Below are 19,216 nucleotides of genomic sequence, written 5' to 3'. Positions count from 1 at the left end.
CGCCGGCATGCGGCGCAAAAAGGAAAGTTACGACCGAGAAAGCGCGTCCCGCACGTGCATGAGCGCCTTGCCGAGCAGGTTCAACCCCTGCCAGGCGGACGGATCAGCGATGCGGGGATCCTGTTCGCCGAGCCCTACACCCCAGATCCGGTCATACGGGCTCGCCTCAACCAGGACCGACGTCCCGGTCGCGCGCAGCGCGTTCGCGAGAGCCGCGTTTTGTCGAAACTTCTCACGACAGCCGACGAACATGATCTTCTCGCGCGCCGTAATCCAACGAGCCTCGTCGAAACCGCGTACCGAACGGCCAAGCCGCTTCTGCTCGCGTGGCGATGTCGACGACAGGATTGCTTCCGCTGTTGCGTGGTCATCGAACGGCATGGCCTTCGCGTACATCATGAATTGTTCGCCACAGTTGAAGGTGACTTCGTGGAACGTGAAACTGCACGGGTGCCAATTACTGAACACGTCGGCGGCGCCGAAAAACGCCGTGATGTTGCCGATCCGGCGCATGGGATCCTCCAGAGGGATGGGTCAAAGAGATAGCCGCTTGCGCGGACGATTTCGATGCGTGGAACACGCGGTCGAACGCACTTGAGCAAATTGCTTTGCTGAAGGGCTCTCCGGATCGCGCTGTAGAAAAGGACACCGGCCCCAAAGGGCCGGTGAAAGGGGTGTCATTTACGTGCCGTGGTACGACTCGACCGCGGCTCCGATTTCACTTTGAAGTGAAGTCGGGTTCTCCAGCGCCGTCGTCAGCCTCGCGATCATCTTGTCGACGTCGGTGGGCCGTTCCACCCAGCCGCGTCCGAATCGGAAGTGGCCGTAGATGCGAAAAGCCTTGCGCTGGTCTTCCTCAACGAAGCGAAGGCGCTGCAGCAGGTCCTGCATGCGATGGCGCTTTTCGTCCATCGATTCGGGTGGACCGTCGCCGGCTACAGCCTGATCAGCACGCATGGCGGGACTTTCTCCCTCCGGCGGGTGAAGCTGAATCACCGTGCTGCCAGAGTCGGGCACTGTGGGCTGCCCGGCGCCTTCGATCGCTGCCGTGGCGTCCTCGGCACCGTCGAGCAGTGCACCGATGTCGATATCCGCATCGAGCACGGTCAGCATCTGCATCTGACGCACCGCGTCGCCCGCCTCGTTGATACGCGTGATGTCGAATTCCCGCTTCGAGATCCAGAACTTCGTGCCCGTCAGCTTGCCGCGAGCCAGCTGGACCGTCTTCATCGCCGCGTATGCTTTCTGCAGGACGTAGATCGAGTTCGTCGGGAGTTCAATCAAACCCAGTCCCTTGATATCGGGAATGGCGAAGATGAACTGGGCACCGAGGTTGCATTGCCGGCTTTGGTACTGTGGGCATTGCTCGGGGTTGCAGATGCCATCGGGAATCGCATCATCCTGCCGGAAAATCACGTCGCGGCCGCCGAAATGGCGAGCCGCACGCTGCGCCCGCGGATCGCGCTCGACCTTCGCATACGTCTTGCAGTAGCGCAGACCATCGGGTCCGTACTGCGAGAAGTACTTCCGACCGCTCGAGCCCCACGCCGCCATCTCATTCGGGATGTTTTGCATCCAGTCGTTGAAGGCGAATAGCACGGGGAAGCGGTAGAGCCGGATGCCGTGCCCTCGATCCTCACCGTAGAGCCGGAGAATCTCGTCGGCGACGTCCGGATTGTTGAAGTCCGAGCGGCGGCACGTGAAGTAATCGGTGTTGCGCGGCGCCAGCGCATGCTTGAGCCGACAACGGGATTCGATCGCTTTGCCGATCGTCTCGAACGAGTCGCCGGCGGCCACCATCTCTTCGTACAGCGCAACCGCATCCGGATTGCCCCGAGCGGCCGAGGTCAGGACCTTGATGCCGGGCCGGATCTTCCCGATCACGGGCGGGCGCATGGCCCGCTCTTCGACGACGCTCCGTACGGGGCCGCCGATCAAACTGACAACTGCATTCATGAAGGTTTCCTCGCAAGTTGGAAGATCGCCTGGGTGCGCAACGCGTCCGCCGATTGCTCGAGCGCGTTGGCGGCCGCCTCTCCGCGGCGGTTGGCGATACTGGACAGAAAAATCCGGCGGTCGGAGTCGGTGAACATCGCGACCTGGGCCACTTCGCAACGCTCCCGCCAGGCGGGTGTCGTCGTGTCGGTGGTCGACCTTTCCTCGGCGATCGTTTGACTGATCACGTCGGCAATCCGGGAATTGAGACGATTGGGAAGCACACGCACCTCCGGGACAGAAAAAAGACGAAAAAAAAGCGCGTTCCTCGGCAGAGGAACGCGCTTCGTGGATTCGGTTAAATGACCCAAGCACCACGTCCCTTCCGGGGACGTGGTGCTCAGGGAGCCGGTCGGCTCATAGAGAGGACGTTAGGTCGTCCTCGCACAGCATGGTCACGCTGTGCTACAGCCCATTTTCGGAAGTGCCATTCCGACGCAGGTTCACGGCTCAGTCGACTACAGTCGTTCTACCCAGACAGAGGCCTGGAGAGAGACACCCGATGTCCGGGGTCGAACGACGTCGCGGCGCAAATGAATGCGGCCAGCAACGAGTTTTATGACTGAAATGGGGAGCACGGGCGAGGCGCTCATCAGAAGGGAATTCCACACTGGTTGCCAACCAGTCGGAACATGCCCATAGGCACGGCTTGTACAAAAGATGGACTTCGGCCAGCGAAGTCAAGGTCGATGCGTCAGGGACGCGAGAAGTAGAGTCAGTATCGCGAATATCTCCGCCCGCAATCCCCGAAAAGCTCACGAAAACAGGCTCGCTTTTGCCGGTACGCACATCGAGTGCCTCGCTCAGAATCATCGATGAGAGAGACCACCCGAAAAAATCATGTCTGCCGTTCTCGAACCACCGCACGAAGGGCGCGGGCAACCTGACACGCCCACGCAAAACACCCCGCCCACCGACGAGTCGCCGGTGCGCCTCGCCACGTCGACCGGATTGAAGCCAATCCAGCGTCTGACGAGCGACAGCCGTATCGACAAGATCGTGCCGGATTCCGACGCGGTCACGATCCTGCACTACAGCTCCGTCTTCGCACGCACGTTCATCCGTAGCGACTACAACTTCTGCGCGGCCAAGATCGCCGTTGCGCGCGGCGGCAAGGTACTGGCCGTCCAGACCGCCCTGCGGGAAACCGCCGACTGGATGCGGAAAGCCACCGCGTGGGTCGAACGGCACAACGCGCGCGCGCTCACTTTCCCGTACGAACAGATCGAATTGAAGGTGACGCGGCCGCTGGCCGGCCTGCTGGTCAGGTGCCTGACTCAATACGACCGCCTGTTCGTCGCGTCGATGGAGGCGCAGCTCGCGGAGAAGATCACGCCGCAGGACCGGGCCAACATCCTCAAGAACGCCGAGGGCCGGATCCTGCATGTGAGAACCGTGTGCATCCCGGACAACGACCGATACGACGCCGACGGCTCCGCACGCGACTGACGCGACAGCACCTGCAGCACGACCCCACCGGCTTGACATTGAAATCCGGTGAATAAGCTCGTCTTGAGCCTGCCGCGCCTTCAAACGCTGTCGCGGTATGCCGATCATCCACGGAGGAAATCTTGGACATTCGAGAGATCCAGGCGCTACATGCCCAATACTCGTCGCAACCGGTCGTCATCGACATCAACAGCCACGTCCGGGCGCTCCCTGCTCCTGACCGACAGGAATCGACGCGCGAGCGCGTCACCGCTCGACTCTCTTCTACCGGTCGAAAACTCGGCCGGCCGGCCGCGATCGTCCTTGCTGTCGCAGCGGGGGCGGGACTCACGGGCGTCAGCGCGGCGAAGCTCTGGCACGCGCTCCATCCGCCGCAGGCGGTCGTACACGTTGAGCGGTCGACCACACAAACTCCGGTCACTCCGCCGGCGCCCTCAGCGGCTTCGACGACGCGCGGCTCCCAACGGCCGCTCACCAGTGCGGACTTTACCGAGCCGACCGCCGGCGTGCCGGCCGACCGGCCCCGCGTCGACGTGCAAGCGCTGCGGACCGGGGACGCTGACGGATCGGCGCCATCGGCTAGCGCCGCTGAGCCCGTGACCGATTTGGAAAGGGCCGCCACGTCGCAGATCCGAGCCGCGCGCGCGGCCTCGAATCCGGCCGCAAGCCAGCGACAGGTCACAGCCGTTCAAACGCCCCCGCCGACGCCGCCCGCAGCGACGTCAGCACCCGTCGCGGCACCGCCGACGGCGCAGCCGACTGAGCAGCCGAAACCCACGCCGCGCAGGCTCCATCGTGCACCCGTTCGGCCGCGCCAGGAGCCGGCTACCACCGAGGCGACAGCATCCACACCGCATAACGAACCCACGAAGACCGAGCACTCCCCGAAATCTTCGACGCCCGCCAAGACCGGCGACGTTCCACTGTTCTGAAAGAGGCACGCCATGAAAGCGAAACCGAACAACGTGACGGTCCTCATGCCCGGCCTGGTCGTCGAAGGCAACATGATCCTCGACCATGGCCTGAGCGTATTCGCCCTCGCAAACGGCGACATCATTTCCACCGAGGGCCTGCTGCACGTCGGGGCCGGCGGTATCGTCAAGGGCAAGGTTCAGGGCGAAATCGTCCGGATCGATGGGCTCGTGGAGGGCGACGTCCATGCTCGCGACATGCTCGAAATCAACGGCCGTGTGCTCGGGAACGTGTTCTATTGCGGCACGATCCGGCTCGGCCAGCACGCCGCACTCAATGGCCAACTCCGTCGCGTATCTCGCGAACTTGTGATCGAAAACTCACCCACCGATCGCGAGGCCGCAGCCGAGCGTCTCGAATCCCGAGGTGCCGCTCAATGACGACGCTCCGTCGGCTTCATCGCGTTACTGACATCACTGTCGCATGTGTTTGGACGATCCCGGTGATCATCTTCACGGGATACATCCTGTGGAGTCTCGTGCCCTTCTTCCAAGACGACGTGAGCTCGCAAATCGCCTGGGTCATACAAACCGCAGCGTACTTTTGCGTTCGAGCCGTCACCGGCGTATGGACCAGACAATGGGACTTTTTCCCGATCAGTTTCGATCAATGGGATCTCATCGAATGGGCATTGCTCTACTTCTATGGATTTGTTATCGATCTCGCTCCGGCGTCCGTGGTGCTTCAACTCGGTTCAGTGACAACCCTTTACCTCAATCGCAGCGCGTTCTCGGTGGCGGTTCGGATCCGGCGCTCGAGACGTGAGAAGGTAGGAGTTTCGTAGCCACATCACGACCACGACCGACGCACCTCCCTCCCGGCCGACACCAGCGATTCTGTGCCGTATTCTCGTATCGGTAAACAAGGGCGAGTGACAGGTCTGAAATCGCCCCAGTCCGGCCGCCTCATGCGGCCGAATTCTGTTCGATCCCGGACTCAATCACAAAACGCGAGACGGGGTTCTTCTTGATCGACGAGATGGTCAGGCTATCCCGAGCGCGCGTCATCGCGACGTAGAAAAGGCGCCGCTCCTCCGATTCCGGGCTCTTTTCATCAGGCACCACGCCCTCCTCCGATCGGCTGATCCACACGTGGTCGTACTCGAGCCCCTTCGAGCTGTGCATCGTCGTCAGCACCAGGACGCCGTCGCCAGGCTTGTTGTTGTCGCGCTTCAGGAACTCGATACGCTCGGTAAAGGAGCCGGTCAGGCGACTCACTATGTCGTAAATGCACTGGATCGCCCGAATCGCGACGTCACCCTTGGCATACGTCATCATCCATTCGTAGACGCCTTCCAAGGCGAGCGAGTGGAACAATCTCTGGCAGAGCACCTGCCACTCGCCCAGCCGCTTCATGAAGGCCCGATATGCCGTCGCGGTGTCATCGCGCAGCCCGAGGCCGACGAGCTCCTGTTTTTGCATCTGGACGAAGGCGGCGCCCATGCGCTTGTGCAACGCGCCGAGGTCGTAGGAGCTCATGCCCATGTAGCCCAGGACGGCGTCGATGCCGTTCTGCTTGTGGCCTTCGACCACCTGCAGCAGGTTGCACATCAGCGCGGCCTGCGGTTTGTTGAGCACCGATCCGCCCGATGCCCGGTAGTACGGCACGCCGTGCGATCGGCACACAGCCTCGATCGGATCGAGGATCCGGTTCGTTCGCGCGAGGATCGCGCAGCTTGCGCCGGCAGCGAGTCTCGGTTGAAGCGCCTCGACGGCGGCCACTGCGTCGCCATACTCATCGTCGAACCGCCGCGCCGCGATCGCCCCGCCAGCGCCCCGCGCGGCATGCAGGATCTTCGGCATCCGATCGACGTTGTTCTGGATCACCCGGTCGGCGGCCGCCAGGATCTCCGCGCGACAGCGATAGTTGCTACCCAGCACCACGCGTTGCGCCTCGAACGTGCTCGCAAAGCTCTCCATGCCGCGAAAGCCGAGTGCGGCCCGGAAACCGTAGATGCTCTGGTCGTCGTCGCCCACGACCGTGACGTGCGTGCCCGCGCGCGCGTGCAGCTCGACCCACCGGAACTGCAGCGGGTCCGTATCCTGGAACTCGTCGACGAGCAGATCGGTGAACCGATACGGCTTGATGTCCTCGCTCTGCATCCGCTCGACGGCGAGGCGCAACATGTCCTGGAAGTCGATCTTGCCGTTGCGTTCGAGCGCGTCCTGGTAAGCGGTGTAGAGCGTGGCCTCGGCCGAACCCTCATCAGCTCTACCGAAGTTCGTCTTGATCCGCTCGATGATCGGCACAGCCTCTTCGACCTTCCAGTCATACCCGAGCTCGGCAAGCACGCGCCCAAGCATCCCGAGGCGATCGCCTTCCGATGCGATGTCCGGCCGCCCGCGGCCGGGCCGTTGCAGCTGCTTGTACGCGAGCGAGTGGAAAGTGCCGGCGATCAGCCGGCGTTTAGCATCGTGCGGCGCCAGGGCGAGAATGCGCTCGCGAAGTTCGACGGCCGCATCCTTGCTGAAGGTGACGGCGCCAACCACCGCCGTCGGGTCCTGCAGCAAGAACGCGGCCTTCGTCGCACTCATCTTGGTCTTGCCCGCGCCCGGGCACGCGATCGCGAGGCAGTGGCGGCGCAGAAGTGCCACCTCGCGCTGTTGGGGATTCAACTCGTCGAGCATGGCACCGGTCTTCCCGATCAGTTACCGCGAACGGTGTTCATCAGCTTCAGGTGGGTCGTGTAGCCGCGCAGGCCGACCGGGTGGAACTTGCGCAGGAAGCGCGCGGTCTCGTCGTCGACGTCGGACTGGTCACGAATCCCGTTCCAGACGAGGAAATCGAAGTGATCCATCACCTGGTCGAACTTCAGGATCACGGAGAGCAGGCGCATCGAGAACCGCGAATATGCCTCGACTTCGATATCGAGCGACGGTTTCGTCACGGTCGGCGCGAATACCGTCTCGCCGCGATCGCGCATTTCCTTCTCGGTCTTCTCGCGGAAGCCTTGCGCAACGTCGAGCTGTTCGTTCACATAGGCTTCGAGCTGGTCGAGCTGCTTCTCGAACCACGTGCTGACGACCCCCTGCTCGTTCGCGCCGTACGTCGCGCGACCGAATCGCTGCATGTTGATCGTCATCCGGTTCAGGTACGGCCACCACTGCTCGAACAGCGGCCGAAGGCGCGTGTGTTTCATCGTGACCCGCGCGGTCACGACCGCGGCTCCCGACAGTTGCTTGTTCATCAGCTCGCGACCGATCTCGCGACGCCGCTGGATGATTCGCGCGCGCTCTGCGGGCGACAGGTCGCGAAACAGCGTACGGGTGCGCGCCACCTCTTCGAGCTTCTGCTTCGCTTCATCGATGCTGATCAGCCCTTCGCGCTGCAACACGTTGGCCGAATTCTCCATCTCGTCGAGTTCCCGCTCGACTTCACCATCGTCCGCGCCGTCAGTCGTCTGCCGGGCGTCACCCTCAACCAAGCTACCCTTGACTGCTGATACTTCGTCGCCCGCCGGCGGGAGTACGGCCACGTGGCCACGTGCCACGTCCGCGGTATCGGTGCCGACGTGCGCTTCTTCGTTGATCGTGCTCATGTGGATCCTTTCTGGTTGACTAACCGCACGTGCGGCTTGCGTCTATTCTTGCGGGCCTATGCTGCGACGGACGTCCAAAACGTGAACGATTTCGCGCGGCTTTCGCGGCCGCCGCGAAACGCTGGACGAAAAAAAGCCCCCTCACAAGGAGGGGGCCAGGCTGAAAGCTCTACGGGGAGTCGAGCTTTCTGAGGACCGTAGACCATTGACTTATTGTGGCGCGGCCGGGCCGCCCAGTTCGGTGCAAATCGTCAGGTATTTCGTCTGCCTTTTCCCGGTGCGCGGCGCGCAACCGGTTGTGGGCCTTTCGGCAGAAAGCTATACGAAAAGCTGGGGCTTTCCCGGGCTACTGGTATGAAGATGCCGCTTTCCCGAGCAACGCGCCGAGACATCCCGCGATCGCCAGCCAGTACGGTGCAAGGAGCGGCACCGGCGCGATCAACACCGTGAATGTCACACCGAATACCAGCAAGATCCCATGACCGGCGAGATGGAATGACAGCGGACTGACGTAGCCGGCCGCCGCAGCTCTAACCTTGCGCCGGACCGTCCCGTCGATGAACATCGCGATGCCAAACACGAGCGCTCCGAGCAGCCAGTACTTCATCACGGTGAGCCGATAGACCATCCGGTATACCAACCGCCAGAAATTGTGGACCCACCGACTGGCGAAGTTCGCCACCCCACCGTCCTCGATCTGCGAATCGTTCGTAGACTCCATGGAGGCATGTACCAGCCCCGTCTCGACAAAGTAGCGCTTGAAAGTACGATTCGTCGCGTCGACAACATCCGCGGTTCGGGCTTCTCCAAGGCTGGATGCAACCGATTCCGCTTCGGCATCCGGAATCGCGAACAACGACGGGTCCGGCAGCGCCGGCATCAGCGCAACCGAGAGCAGCGGCACAAAGAAGAACCACATCTTGATGTGACCGACAAAGCGGCTACCGGCCATACAGCTCTCCCACGAGGCCGCCGATGAGATAGATCGGCAGGATGATCAAGCCGGCAAGGCCGACATAGAATCGCGCCGGCTGGCGATCGATGAACATGGCCAGTGCGTACGCCATCGCGTTACGACCTTGCTGGAACTCCTGCGGCGGCCGAGCAGCCGAGTCGTCCTGCGCTGCAGCAGTCGTGATCGCGCGATGCACGGTGTGGTCATCGACCCGCGTCAGTGTCCGAATCAGAATATGCGTGAGCGACATCGTATTCCTCGAAGTACAGTCGGAAGGTTTCCCCTGTCAGCGCGCGTGCCGCGAGCTGGAGCGCCGCCGATCGCTGGCTGATGTTCTCCGGGCACCGCTCGTCAACCATCTCTGGCGCTTGTTTGTGGCGCGACTCGAATACAGTGACCGGCTCGAACATCGGCGACCAGACGTGGCAGCGCTCGCCATCGCGCACGACAAAGCGCCGCGCGTACAGCATATGGGCTGACCCGAACAGCCCTTGCATGAAAGCGACGTGCGGATCGCCGGTTTTTCGCACGCGCTTGAACGCAGCAAGGCCGTCCACGAACATCTCCTTGACGAGCGGCTCCGCCTTCCCGATGAAGTGCTCACCGACGAACTCCGCGACACGCGTGCACACCAGCTCCAGCTCAGGAGCAAGGGTGAACACCGGGGTCAGGTGGGCAGAGAGCTTGTGCTCGCGAATGATTTTTTTGAATACGGCAGACATGCTTGGTTGTTTAGCCTGTAAGAATTGGAATACGTCCCTGGTACACCGCGCCGCCCGAAATCCGCATGAAGTACTGCAGGTTCGGCAGGCTCTGGATCAGGCGAGTCGGGATCAACGGCACTGCCTCCAGCTGCTGCGACCGCGTTACCGATCCGGTGAACTCGCCGACATGGCCTTCGCTCGCCTTGCTTGTGCTGCTCGAGACGATCAGGTTTCGAATCGCGGTATCCCCCACCTTTTTCGAGAACCACTCAGCCGTGTCGGTATCTTCCAAGCGTAAGATGATCTGGTTGTTCAGGTTCCCCAAAACCTGCAGCATTTTTGCGGCATTCCCCAGCTTGGCTTCGAGGTCAGCGCGTGTCTGGAACGCCACGAACGCGTTGAAGCCTGCGCCACGGCCCTTGTTCAAAATCTGGATCACCTGCTCGTTGATCGCCTCCGCAATCTCGTCGATGATCAGCACGACCTTAGGGGGCGTGTCGTAGAAGTTGTAGATCGAACCACACACCGCCGAGACGTCGGCCAGGATCATCGACGCGATGGCCTTGGCGACAATGCTGTTGGACAGCGAGTCGAGGCCAATGTGAAGGACAGCCTTCTGGCGAATCACCTTCTCGATCGTCCAGATCTCACGTTCGTCCTCGAAGTCGTCAACCTTCGGCGCGAGCATCAGGCCGGTTTCGCCCGTGGCGAGCATCTGCAGCAGCGGCAGTGCCGACGCAATGATCCGCATGTAGTGCTCGCGGTCGTGCACGTGCGTCGCGATCAGGCCGTCGATCGCTTCGTGCCCCCGGTCGATTGCGCCGAACCGAGCCTGGTAAAGCGAGATCATCGCGTCGACCTTGGTCGAGCCCGGCTTGTTCGCGAACTTGACCGTGTCGGCTGTTACCAGCTCCTCCCAGTTGCTCAGTCCGCTCTCGATGAAGAAGCGCTTGAGGGCCTTCTCCAGGAGCGGGTCGATCCCGAGCTGCGCGTACTTCAGGATCGAGCGCAGGTTCGGCTTGTCGCCGATGTACAGTTCGCCGTTCACCGATCGGCTGATGAACAAGTACGCAAAATCCCGAAATGGCCCTTCCTCCATCAGCTGCGCAATGCGGCTCGGAATCTCGGACGGCTGCGACCAACTATCGAGCGGCTCGAGACGAATGGACTCGGATGGCTTTGCCTGATTGAAATATAGGAACTTGCGGCCGGTACGCTTCGCCTCGCGCTCGACACGCGCCTTCCATTCCTTGTCGTTTTTCGGATCGATATCGATCAGCACATCGCCGCAGTGGATCACCTGCGTCGAGATGACTTCGTACGTCCTCGTCTTACCCGAGCCAGTGGTGCCGCCCACAGCGGTATGGCCGCCCATCGCCTTGTAGTGGAACGGCACGTACCCCTTTTTGGCCTCCAGCCCGTGTGTCCAGGACACGCCCTGCGGCGTCCGGTCTCGGATACTGTCTTTTGGTGCGAACAGATTCTCGATCATCTCCTCGAACGCACGCCCTATCTGGGTCTTCGGCAGCCACCTAGGCAGACCCGGGATCTCGGTGGTCGGCATCCGCAAGATGTCGTGGGCCATCTGGCAGTGCTTCTGTGTCCATTCGAAGCCCGTGCCGAGGAACATCGCGTCCGCCTCGGCCTTCATCCGCGTCTGGATCGACAGCAAAGCCGGCACCGCAAGTGTCGTCAGCCATTTCGTCGACAGCCCCATCCGGAATTTCAGCGCGCGCCAGACTTGACTCGAGCGGAACGTCCACAATGCCAGCGCCACAAGCGCGAACGCCCAGCCGTACGGCATGCCCGAGAACGGAAGAACGAGCAGCGCAACCAGCCACCCAAACGCGGCCCTGACCTCGTAGATCGGCCGAAAGTGGTTGATATAGCCCCTCATGCACCACGCTCCTGAATCAGCTCACCGATGCGCGGCGCCAACGTGACTTCCGACGGCTCGTTGGCGAGCAGCAAGCTTCGGCGGCGCATGTGCTCGATCAGGGTGTCGCTCGCGACGCCATAGCTGCCGATGGTCCGCTTCGACAGGACGAGTCCCTGGTCGGTCCAGCGCACCTTCGCCTTCGCCGCCGCGACGTCCTGCTGCAGCGCCGAGAAGAAGTCTACGATCATGCGCGGTGCACCCTTCAGCACCTCATCGAAGTGGTTGCCGCTTGGCGCGGCAGCGGCCGGCTCGCGACGAATCTCGACCGGATTAACGGCGGCGGCCGGCGGCGGAAGCTCGAGCGCCATCTGCCGCGCATCCGGGCCCTTCGGGGCCGTGTGCGCAGCCGGCGCCGCTGGCGTCACCGCCGTCGTCGTACTTTCGGGGGCAGCAGTCGGCAGCGATCCTGAACCAGACGGTGCGCTACCGCCGGCTGCAACGGGCACCGGCGCAAGATCGGCTGTCGCTGGCTGTGCCGGTGCCGGTGCCGGTGCCGATGCCAGTGCCGGCGTTGGCGTGGCCGCCGCCGACGCCGCCTCGACCTTCGGCTCCAGTTCCGCCGCCACATGGATAGCAGAGGGAACAGCGAACGTCACCGGCTCGAAGACCGCCTGCTGCGCCTTCCGATCGAAATCCGCAGCCGTCGCGACTGCCTGCCGCACGACCTTGTGGGTCAGCGACTCGACACCCATCGGGCTCCGCGTCGGGTTGATGGCGCCGAACATCTCGGCCTGAACTTCGGAATCGAGTCCGCCGAGCAGCTCGGTGCCGACCAGCGCATGCGCCAGCATGCCGGTCCTCATCCGTTCGACGGGAAGTGGCGTAGCGCGACGCGCCACACGGTAGCTCACGCCGGCAAGCCACGGCCCGAGTGCACCGTGAACGGAGGGATTCCAGACCTGACGGTCCGTCGCACGTTCTATGTCGAAATGACGGTACGGTTCGTCCAGGCCCGAGCAGATCGCTGCGAGAAACACGCCGTAGTTGTATTGCGGTTCGATCCGCCGGCGACGCTCGGACGAGAGGTTGGTTCCAAACTTCAACCCACCGGCCAGCCGCATCGCATAGAACGCCGTTTCCACCGTCCAGCGGAACGCGCCGGCTGGCTCACGGTACAACTCCGGGCTGAAGGGTATGGAGGAAAACCAGTCTGCGCAGCGCCGGATCAGCACCATCCACTTTCGATCGAACTCGGCACGTGACGACTCGTTCGCACACTGCGCGATGAGGTCGATTCGGCGTTCATTGCGGGTCACCAGCTCCCCCGCGTCAATTGGCTCGAAAAGACGTGCGTCCGTCATCACACCACGCCCTTCGTTGCGAGTTTCGTCAGGCTCTTGAATGCCGCGCCGCTTGCGTTCGCGCCACCACCGAACATCGAAGCGAACTTCGGAATTTCGAATGCGAGGATCAGGACGAAAATCGACAGGTCCAGGGTCAGCGATCCGGAATACGGTGTCGTAAGTCCCTTCGAGATCGTGTTGCCGAACGACGTCGCAAGCGTCGTCGTCATCAAGCGCTGAAGAATCGCCGCGACGACCATGTACATGCCTGCACCGATCGTGAAATCGAGCCAGCTCTTGAACCACCCCCGCGTAAACTCCGACATGCCGAGCGCGAACGCGATCTTTCCCATCACGATCGCGACGGCCATCTGGATCGTGCCGAGCGAAACATAGAAAAGAAACACCAAGGCCGCGATCATCAGGAACAACCACGCGAACAGCAGCGGTGCAAGGTTGATCAACAGCGCAATATAGTTCCACCAGTGCTCCGCCTTCAGCGCCTCGATGACTGCGTCGTAGATCGCGCCAGCCGACTTAACCATGGCCATCGGCAATGACTGGGCGTCGGTACCTGACACTGCGATCGCCATGTCGTTGAACCATTTGTAGAACCCGGGCGCCCACCTGCCGTAAGCGATATAGACCGCCGCGAAGATGCCCAGTATTGCGAGGTCTTCGAAGAGGCTCTGCCAAGCCGCGATCGGATCTCTAGTAGCCGCGAATCGGAGCGACGCCAGCACGACCGTCGTCACCGACAACCCAAACGCCATCTTGTTGGATTCGTTGTCGAGCGTCTTGCTGACCTCTACCGCGAGATCGATCAGATTCTTCATGATTTTCGAAATCTCTTCGATCGCCGCAGTGGCGCCCTTCGCGACCTCCCCGTTCACATAGCTCGAGCTCCAGCCGGACGACATCGCCTGCGACAAGCCGTCCATTAGCCCCGCGCGTGCCGCAGTCGGTAGCGCGAGCGCGAGAATGAGCAGCCCACATCGGAGCCACATGCGAAGTACGCTTTTCTTCATTGCTGCCCGATCCCGTACGCAGCCCGCTCGGCCTGTTGCTTCGAGATGAATTTCTCCGCGTCGCCCGCCTTTTCCTTGTCCTCCTCTGCTTGCTGCGCATCCTTCTGCGCGTCCTTCTGCGCCTTGGCCGCGTTCAACTGGAGGATGTCCGCGTTCTGGCTCGTCACAATATCGAGGTAGTGCGTCGTGATCTCGGCCGTCGCCTGCTGAGTCGGCGACATCGCCAGCTCGGACTGCAGTTGCTGTCGGCGCTGCGCCATTTCGTTCGTGTGCTGCATGATGTTCGAACCCATCTGGAACAGGTTTCGCGCGACCTTGTCGTTCTGTTGGACCAACGTGTTCAGGTCCGCGAACCACTGCGCATTCGACTTGCCCGAGCGAGTAACCAGTCCCTGGACCTGGGTGACCCATTCACCGCCCTTCTGGAGATCGCCGTAGAGGCCCTGCAGCGTGCCGACCAGCCCCTTCACCTTGTTGATATCGCCGGTGATCTGGTCATACGCAGCCTTCCACGCAGCAGGATTCAGATTCTTCGCCTGCAGCAAGTCATTCACCATCATCTGGTACTGGTAGAGGATGTTGGTGTTCTGATATATCTCGCCCTTGACAGCCTTAGCCGCCGTGATCACGTTCTGCGCAAAGTTCGTCGGGTCGAACACCGTCAGCTGCGCGAACGCATGTTGGGTAACGAACATCGAGGCCGCGAATGCCGCGGCGCGAAGGGTCGGCAAGAGTTTCATCGTGGGCCTTTCAGTCGAGGAATTGAACCGCCGTACGAGCGGCGCACGGCATCGTGGGTGCGTCTTCCGGCTTTTCCCGGGGTGACGGCTGCTGGCCGGCCTGCGGCGCCACCAGTCGCACGCGGACGGGCGTCCCGATGGCGATGTTGTTGATTTCGTCTGCCGTGAGCGCGAAGAGGTCGCGGTACAACGACTGCCGGGTAGAGCTCAAATTGAGCTTCATCGGGTTCCTGTCAGTCGACGGTGGCCATTTCACGCAGATAGTCCTCACGCCAGGTCGGCGAGCCGCTCGCGAGATGCTTGTCGAGCGTGCGCTGCGCCGCGCCGTCCGCGCGCAAGATCGAGAGCGCTTCTTTCGGGAACTTCGCCTGGAGCATCCGCGAGTGATCCGGCGTCACCCATAGGTAGTCTCGGTTGGGAACGCCTTCGCTGATCATGTCGATCTGGTCTTCGGTCAGCCCGAACACATCGCGATAGAGCCGCTTGTTGTTTCGCGCATCGCGGTTTGGCAGAAAGAAGAAGTTCTGGATGTTTTCCTTCAAGATCTCGAAGTTCGGAACCCGCTCAAGCTGGCTCAGCGACTGTGTCGCCATCACCAGCGTGCCGTTCAACCCACGGATCGTGACGGCCCACATTTCCAGACGCGCATAGAAGCGTGGGTACCGGAAGAAGAAGCCGCACTCCTCGACCTCGATGATCGTGACGCGCTTGCCATCCAACCATTGCGAGATGCGGTAGAAGGCGTAATCCATGAACAGCGCGGCGGCGACCGGATAGCTCTCGAACAGCTCGCCCATCTCGATCGCAAGATCGTCGGAAAGGGAGAACGCGTCTTCGACGTGATCGAAGAATCGACCGTTCTTCTCACCCTTCGACCAGATCTGCAAGCGATCCCGCAGCTCAACGGGCAACAGCGTGGTCAGGAACGAGAGCGTCCAGTACTCCGGGCCATAGCCCTGCGCGAGCGTGACGACCCGCTCATAAATCGTCCGCTGCTGCTGCGGGGTGCAACGGAAATCCTCCCCGTCGCCCTCGATTGCCATCTGGACCCAGTCCGACACGTAGGTGTAGTGCCGTGGGTCAACCAACATCGAAAGCGGATTGACCTGCGTCGCCGCCGCGAACTTGCCGGTTGCATCGACGAACTTTCCGTCTGCGAACACGGTGGGGATACGTGTCGATCGATTCTTGTCGAACTTGATGCGCCGCGGAGCGAAGCGTCCAGTTTGCGAAACGAGAAAGTTGAGAAAGATCGTTTTGCCCGCGCCGATCGGGCCCACGATCAGCGTGTGAGACTTCCCGCTCGGATCGTGCAAGGTGATACGCTGCAACGTCCGGTGACGCGTCGGGAGCAGCGTGAGCGGGCCGACCTTCTGTCCGAGCTGCTGTGTAAGCCATCGGTTGACGTCACTGCCTTCCGCGACACCACGCACCGGCGCAATGTCCGAGACCACGGGTGTCTCGACGAACTGCAGCCGCTTCTGCTGATCCCACCGGCCGGGCAGCGTCGAGGCCCAGGCTGCCGCGAGATTTCGCTTCTCGACCAGCACGCCGAAGCCAGCGTTGCCGATTCGGCCGACGATCTCGCGCGCGTTGTCGTCGCACTCTTCGATCGTGTCCCCGTAAACGACTACCGAGATGTTCGCGAATCCGTATTGCTGACCGTCCGCGATCAGGCGAGCGAGCGCGGTTTCTGCCTCTTCGGCCAGGATCTCGCGCCCTTTCTCGTTTTCCATGTTCTCCTTCTTCTCATCCTTCGAGAAAAAGCTCTTCAAGATCTTCATCGGGCTAAACGCTGCGACCTTGTAGAACGCGCGCATTTTCTCGATGTACGCCTGTGCCTTGCTGGTCGACAGGAATCGAAACATGACGCACACGTCGAACTCGGCGTCGACGTCGGCGAGCACGTCGAGCGCGGCCTCCTGGAAGCCCATCCACTCTTTCACCGCGATGATCTTCGCGTACCGTGTCCCATAGGCGGACTCGAACATGATGTGTTCTGCACCGTATGTCACGAAGCTTTCCGTCAGATGCGTGTCCAGCATCGTCACGGGGTAGCGTACGCGCCGCGGTGGAACCGACGGATTGGCGGTCTGGTGGAGGAATGCCAGCGCGTTTTGCAGCTGGAGCCGCGTCATCTTGAGGCGCGCGACGCCACCCTTGAACGCGTCCAGGATGCCTTCGAAGCGCTTGATGTCCGACGCAATGCGCTCCATGTCGAACACGAATGCACTACGCGCGAACACCATATCCTTGACGGTCTCGAGCAATGCAATCGGAACCGACTTGCCACCGACCGTGATGTGATACGCGATCTTCTCGAAGAGCTTGTTGATCCCCGTCTCGGGCGTATACGCAAGCGCGAGCGAGTGGGTGTTGCGGAAGTACTTCCCGCTGCCCACACTCTTCTGGTTGATCTCGTCAACGCGCTGATCCATCTCCGACGCGAAGCGTCCGCCGATCTCGCCCCGAACACGGCGATGCGACATACGCCACCATGCGGTGATCCGGTGATCGAAGTTCTTGCACGCCTGGTCGAGGTTGTCGCGGGCCGCCGAGATTTCATCGGCGTTCGGACTATCCGCATCTACTCCTTCGAACGTGTACAGCGTCAACAGTGACCCGTCCTTGTCGAGAATGACTTCGGGGGTCACCATCGTCGCCCACGGGGCGATCTCCTGAATCGCCCGACGCTTCGGGTTCGCGCTCACAGTGGGAGCTCCTGATCAAAGCCGTATGGCCGTTTGAATCGCACCGCGACCCGTGCCGTAGGCAGCGGCTCGTGCACATCGGGATACCGGTTGTAGACGACCAGCACGTCTTTCCACCACGGATCGTTCGATGACAACCAACGAAGCACCCAATGCACCACGATGCCGACGACTAGATAGATCGGCGTCATGCTGCTGTAGCAAAGTAGTGCCGTTAGCGTCCCGTTCGCGATCGCGAGGCCGCGATCGGCGCCGCCCATTTGGCGCGGCAGCGAAAGCGACCGGCTAACTTTCTTCGGTTCACGCACAGGTGTAGTTGATCTTCAGCTGGTTCTTCACGAGCGGAAGCGCGCAGGAAGCGATACCGAGGCCGACGATCACGGACGAAATCATCTTCCCGATATTGCTTTCCGAGTTCGCGATGGCCACTGCACCGACGATGATCAGCACGATGCCAAGGCCGAACAGGACCGGGCCACTGACGTAGGCCTGGATCAGGCAGATGAAGTTGGCCGCGTTGCCAAGGTCCCCGAGATCGACCGCCTTCGCGGCCGGCGCGGCCAACGTCAGGAGTAGTGCGATCAGAGTCGAGAGGCGGTTGCCACGTCCGAACAAGTATTGGCTGGTATCCAGCACCTTTTTCGAGCCCAGCGAATACAACGTTTGAATGTGCTTCTTCATCGGTAAACCCCGTGTGGTTAGAAAACGCGTTCGAGGACGTAGTCCCCGTCTTTGAACCCTTTGATCGCCAGCACTTCCGACACATGGCGCAGCTCGCCAGAGCGGCGCAGGTGGACGACGTAATGGAAGCAGTCGGCGATTGCCTTGCGCATGTCGGTGAGCTCCCAGCGGCTGCCGGGCGGGATGCCCAACATCGCGAGACTCTCGAGCCGGCTCAGGCCGCCGCGCGCATCGTTCGAGTGAATCGAACCCATTCCGCCGTCGTGACCGGTGCTGAGTGCCTGGATGAAGTCGTACGCTTCCCCGCCGCGCACTTCGCCGACGATGATCCGATCGGGACGAAAGCGCAGGCAGAGCGCCACCAGAACTTGGGTCGTGACGCCCTTGTCGGGGTTCGACAGCAGGCGAACCCGGTTCGGAAGGTCGACCTTCAATTCCATCGTGTCCTCGATCGTGATGACACGCTCCTCCTGGGGAATCAGCGCATTCAACGCATTCAGGAACGTTGTCTTCCCGGTCGACGTACCGCCGGCGACGAGAACATTGGCGCGCTGTTGGACCATCGCGGTGAATGCCTCGGCGAGCGCTTCGTCAGCGACGTCCGGTGGGAATATCGGTCGGTCGGTATCTCGCTTCGCGTGAACCCGCGAGAACGCGCCCATCCGCGCATAGTCCTTGATCGACAGATTGGTCTCGCGATGCCGGCGAATCGCGAGTGCGTCTCCGTCGATCGCCGTCGGCTTCATCACCGTCGCGATCCGGAGGTTCTTGTGGCCGCCGTTGATAATCCCCTGGGCCGTGCCGGCTTGCGCCGACTTCTCAACCGAGGCTGCGAGCGAATGAATCGCACCCGTCAGCGTCGCTGGATTGAACTCGACGTTGAGGCGACGCATCACCCCCCGCTCCTCGACCCAGATGTTGTTCGCCGAATTGATCATCACTTCGGCGACGTTCGGGTGATCGAGGTACGGTTTGATGAGCTTCAGCGATTCGAAGAACAGCTGCACAGCGTTCTCTTCGAGTCGCGCGACCTTCAGAAAGGGATTTTCGGCAATTTCAGACATGCAGCTATTGTTGAAGCTGGCACATCCGCCGATCGCCCGAAAGAATGGCTAATTTGAACAGCTTTCACGGCCTCGACGAAGCGCATGGCCACGGCGTCGGCGCGCCGACTTCCACGCAACTGGTTGTGTGGGCAAACTCGAAATGCTCCATAAAAAC

The 19,216-nt window shown here is 61.7% G+C and carries 20 protein-coding genes; 3 read left to right on the top strand and 17 right to left on the bottom strand.

Features of this window, described 5'->3' with window-relative positions; translation table 11 throughout:
• Nucleotides 1–27: 27 nt before the first annotated feature.
• From NQV17_RS28110 to NQV17_RS28100, 3 genes are all read right to left on the bottom strand, one after another.
• The gene (locus NQV17_RS28110; RefSeq protein WP_257774769.1) at nucleotides 28–513 is read right to left on the bottom strand and encodes an NADAR family protein; all 486 of its coding nucleotides are present in this window, start codon (nucleotides 511–513) and stop codon (nucleotides 28–30) included.
• A 168-nt stretch (nucleotides 514–681) separates the two neighbouring features.
• Nucleotides 682–1,956, bottom strand: coding sequence for a hypothetical protein (locus NQV17_RS28105; protein WP_257774768.1), 1,275 nt, complete (start codon nucleotides 1,954–1,956; stop codon nucleotides 682–684).
• Nucleotides 1,953–2,219 (bottom strand): hypothetical protein, encoded by a 267-nt coding sequence (locus NQV17_RS28100; RefSeq protein ID WP_043292977.1) that lies wholly within the window; start codon nucleotides 2,217–2,219, stop codon nucleotides 1,953–1,955. The genes NQV17_RS28105 and NQV17_RS28100 overlap by 4 nt, the downstream gene beginning before the upstream one ends.
• Before the next feature lie 616 nt (nucleotides 2,220–2,835).
• On the opposite strand from NQV17_RS28100, the gene NQV17_RS28095 reads away from it, so the two are divergent.
• From NQV17_RS28095 to NQV17_RS28085, 3 genes are all read left to right on the top strand, one after another.
• Nucleotides 2,836–3,444 carry a DUF1845 domain-containing protein gene (locus NQV17_RS28095; protein ID WP_124902149.1) on the top strand — a complete coding sequence of 203 codons (609 nt, stop codon included), beginning with the start codon at nucleotides 2,836–2,838 and terminating at the stop codon, nucleotides 3,442–3,444.
• Nucleotides 3,445–4,388: 944 nt separating this feature from the next.
• Complete coding sequence (locus NQV17_RS28090; protein WP_257774767.1) at nucleotides 4,389–4,796, top strand: polymer-forming cytoskeletal protein; 408 nt, start codon at nucleotides 4,389–4,391, stop codon at nucleotides 4,794–4,796.
• A complete protein-coding gene (locus NQV17_RS28085; RefSeq protein ID WP_257774766.1) occupies nucleotides 4,793–5,200 on the top strand; it encodes a hypothetical protein in 408 nt (135 codons plus the stop codon). Before NQV17_RS28090 ends, NQV17_RS28085 begins: the two co-directional genes overlap by 4 nt.
• Before the next feature lie 121 nt (nucleotides 5,201–5,321).
• Here the strand turns inward: NQV17_RS28085 and NQV17_RS28080 are convergent, their stop codons facing one another.
• The 14 genes from NQV17_RS28080 to NQV17_RS28015 form a co-directional block, all read right to left on the bottom strand.
• On the bottom strand, nucleotides 5,322–7,043 hold the full coding sequence (locus NQV17_RS28080; protein ID WP_257774765.1) for an ATP-dependent helicase: 1,722 nt from the start codon (nucleotides 7,041–7,043) through the stop codon (nucleotides 5,322–5,324).
• Nucleotides 7,044–7,060: 17 nt separating this feature from the next.
• Nucleotides 7,061–7,954, bottom strand: coding sequence for an ATPase (locus tag NQV17_RS28075; protein ID WP_257774764.1), 894 nt, complete (start codon nucleotides 7,952–7,954; stop codon nucleotides 7,061–7,063).
• Nucleotides 7,955–8,300: 346 nt separating this feature from the next.
• Complete coding sequence (locus NQV17_RS28070) at nucleotides 8,301–8,906, bottom strand: DUF4400 domain-containing protein (protein ID WP_257774763.1); 606 nt, start codon at nucleotides 8,904–8,906, stop codon at nucleotides 8,301–8,303.
• Nucleotides 8,896–9,159: a hypothetical protein gene (locus NQV17_RS28065; protein ID WP_257774762.1), complete on the bottom strand. Its 264-nt coding sequence runs from the start codon at nucleotides 9,157–9,159 to the stop codon at nucleotides 8,896–8,898. Before NQV17_RS28065 ends, NQV17_RS28070 begins: the two co-directional genes overlap by 11 nt.
• Nucleotides 9,113–9,631 carry a hypothetical protein gene (locus NQV17_RS28060; RefSeq protein ID WP_257774761.1) on the bottom strand — a complete coding sequence of 173 codons (519 nt, stop codon included), beginning with the start codon at nucleotides 9,629–9,631 and terminating at the stop codon, nucleotides 9,113–9,115. Before NQV17_RS28060 ends, NQV17_RS28065 begins: the two co-directional genes overlap by 47 nt.
• A gap of 10 nt (nucleotides 9,632–9,641) precedes the next feature.
• Entirely contained in the window at nucleotides 9,642–11,510 is a 1,869-nt protein-coding gene (gene traD, locus NQV17_RS28055) for a conjugative transfer system coupling protein TraD (RefSeq protein WP_257774760.1), read from the bottom strand.
• Nucleotides 11,507–12,853: a TraI domain-containing protein gene (locus NQV17_RS28050; RefSeq protein ID WP_257774759.1), complete on the bottom strand. Its 1,347-nt coding sequence runs from the start codon at nucleotides 12,851–12,853 to the stop codon at nucleotides 11,507–11,509. The genes traD and NQV17_RS28050 overlap by 4 nt, the downstream gene beginning before the upstream one ends.
• The gene (locus NQV17_RS28045; RefSeq protein ID WP_257774758.1) at nucleotides 12,853–13,863 is read right to left on the bottom strand and encodes a type IV secretion system protein; all 1,011 of its coding nucleotides are present in this window, start codon (nucleotides 13,861–13,863) and stop codon (nucleotides 12,853–12,855) included. Before NQV17_RS28045 ends, NQV17_RS28050 begins: the two co-directional genes overlap by 1 nt.
• Nucleotides 13,860–14,603 carry a DUF4141 domain-containing protein gene (locus tag NQV17_RS28040; RefSeq protein WP_257774757.1) on the bottom strand — a complete coding sequence of 248 codons (744 nt, stop codon included), beginning with the start codon at nucleotides 14,601–14,603 and terminating at the stop codon, nucleotides 13,860–13,862. Before NQV17_RS28040 ends, NQV17_RS28045 begins: the two co-directional genes overlap by 4 nt.
• A gap of 10 nt (nucleotides 14,604–14,613) precedes the next feature.
• On the bottom strand, nucleotides 14,614–14,826 hold the full coding sequence (locus tag NQV17_RS28035) for a hypothetical protein (protein ID WP_257774756.1): 213 nt from the start codon (nucleotides 14,824–14,826) through the stop codon (nucleotides 14,614–14,616).
• A gap of 10 nt (nucleotides 14,827–14,836) precedes the next feature.
• Nucleotides 14,837–17,314, bottom strand: coding sequence for a VirB4 family type IV secretion system protein (locus tag NQV17_RS28030; RefSeq protein ID WP_257774755.1), 2,478 nt, complete (start codon nucleotides 17,312–17,314; stop codon nucleotides 14,837–14,839).
• Nucleotides 17,311–17,622, bottom strand: a complete 312-nt coding sequence (locus NQV17_RS28025; RefSeq protein WP_082725241.1) for a VirB3 family type IV secretion system protein — start codon at nucleotides 17,620–17,622, stop codon at nucleotides 17,311–17,313. The genes NQV17_RS28030 and NQV17_RS28025 overlap by 4 nt, the downstream gene beginning before the upstream one ends.
• Entirely contained in the window at nucleotides 17,615–17,995 is a 381-nt protein-coding gene (locus tag NQV17_RS28020; RefSeq protein WP_059534619.1) for a TrbC/VirB2 family protein, read from the bottom strand. The genes NQV17_RS28025 and NQV17_RS28020 overlap by 8 nt, the downstream gene beginning before the upstream one ends.
• A 17-nt stretch (nucleotides 17,996–18,012) precedes the next feature.
• Nucleotides 18,013–19,059 (bottom strand): CpaF family protein, encoded by a 1,047-nt coding sequence (locus tag NQV17_RS28015; protein ID WP_257774754.1) that lies wholly within the window; start codon nucleotides 19,057–19,059, stop codon nucleotides 18,013–18,015.
• Between the last annotated feature and the right edge of the window lie 157 nt (nucleotides 19,060–19,216).

This window comes from Burkholderia sp. SCN-KJ, from assembly GCF_024656005.1.
Taxonomy (GTDB): Bacteria; Pseudomonadota; Gammaproteobacteria; order Burkholderiales; family Burkholderiaceae; genus Burkholderia.
The sequence above is the reverse complement of the archived record's forward strand: the minus strand, read 5'-3'. Positions and strand labels throughout refer to the sequence as shown.

Coding starts and splice junctions, on each gene's coding strand:
- NQV17_RS28110 (WP_257774769.1), bottom strand. CDS start 513: ATGCGCCGGATCGGCAACATCACGGCGTTTTTCGGCGCCGCCGACGTG.
- NQV17_RS28105 (WP_257774768.1), bottom strand. CDS start 1,956: ATGAATGCAGTTGTCAGTTTGATCGGCGGCCCCGTACGGAGCGTCGTC.
- NQV17_RS28095 (WP_124902149.1), top strand. CDS start 2,836: ATGTCTGCCGTTCTCGAACCACCGCACGAAGGGCGCGGGCAACCTGAC.
- NQV17_RS28090 (WP_257774767.1), top strand. CDS start 4,389: ATGAAAGCGAAACCGAACAACGTGACGGTCCTCATGCCCGGCCTGGTC.
- NQV17_RS28085 (WP_257774766.1), top strand. CDS start 4,793: ATGACGACGCTCCGTCGGCTTCATCGCGTTACTGACATCACTGTCGCA.
- NQV17_RS28080 (WP_257774765.1), bottom strand. CDS start 7,043: ATGCTCGACGAGTTGAATCCCCAACAGCGCGAGGTGGCACTTCTGCGC.
- NQV17_RS28075 (WP_257774764.1), bottom strand. CDS start 7,954: ATGAGCACGATCAACGAAGAAGCGCACGTCGGCACCGATACCGCGGAC.
- NQV17_RS28070 (WP_257774763.1), bottom strand. CDS start 8,906: ATGGCCGGTAGCCGCTTTGTCGGTCACATCAAGATGTGGTTCTTCTTT.
- NQV17_RS28065 (WP_257774762.1), bottom strand. CDS start 9,159: ATGTCGCTCACGCATATTCTGATTCGGACACTGACGCGGGTCGATGAC.
- NQV17_RS28060 (WP_257774761.1), bottom strand. CDS start 9,631: ATGTCTGCCGTATTCAAAAAAATCATTCGCGAGCACAAGCTCTCTGCC.
- traD (WP_257774760.1), bottom strand. CDS start 11,510: ATGAGGGGCTATATCAACCACTTTCGGCCGATCTACGAGGTCAGGGCC.
- NQV17_RS28050 (WP_257774759.1), bottom strand. CDS start 12,853: ATGACGGACGCACGTCTTTTCGAGCCAATTGACGCGGGGGAGCTGGTG.
- NQV17_RS28045 (WP_257774758.1), bottom strand. CDS start 13,863: ATGAAGAAAAGCGTACTTCGCATGTGGCTCCGATGTGGGCTGCTCATT.
- NQV17_RS28040 (WP_257774757.1), bottom strand. CDS start 14,603: ATGAAACTCTTGCCGACCCTTCGCGCCGCGGCATTCGCGGCCTCGATG.
- NQV17_RS28035 (WP_257774756.1), bottom strand. CDS start 14,826: ATGAAGCTCAATTTGAGCTCTACCCGGCAGTCGTTGTACCGCGACCTC.
- NQV17_RS28020 (WP_059534619.1), bottom strand. CDS start 17,995: ATGAAGAAGCACATTCAAACGTTGTATTCGCTGGGCTCGAAAAAGGTG.
- NQV17_RS28015 (WP_257774754.1), bottom strand. CDS start 19,059: ATGTCTGAAATTGCCGAAAATCCCTTTCTGAAGGTCGCGCGACTCGAA.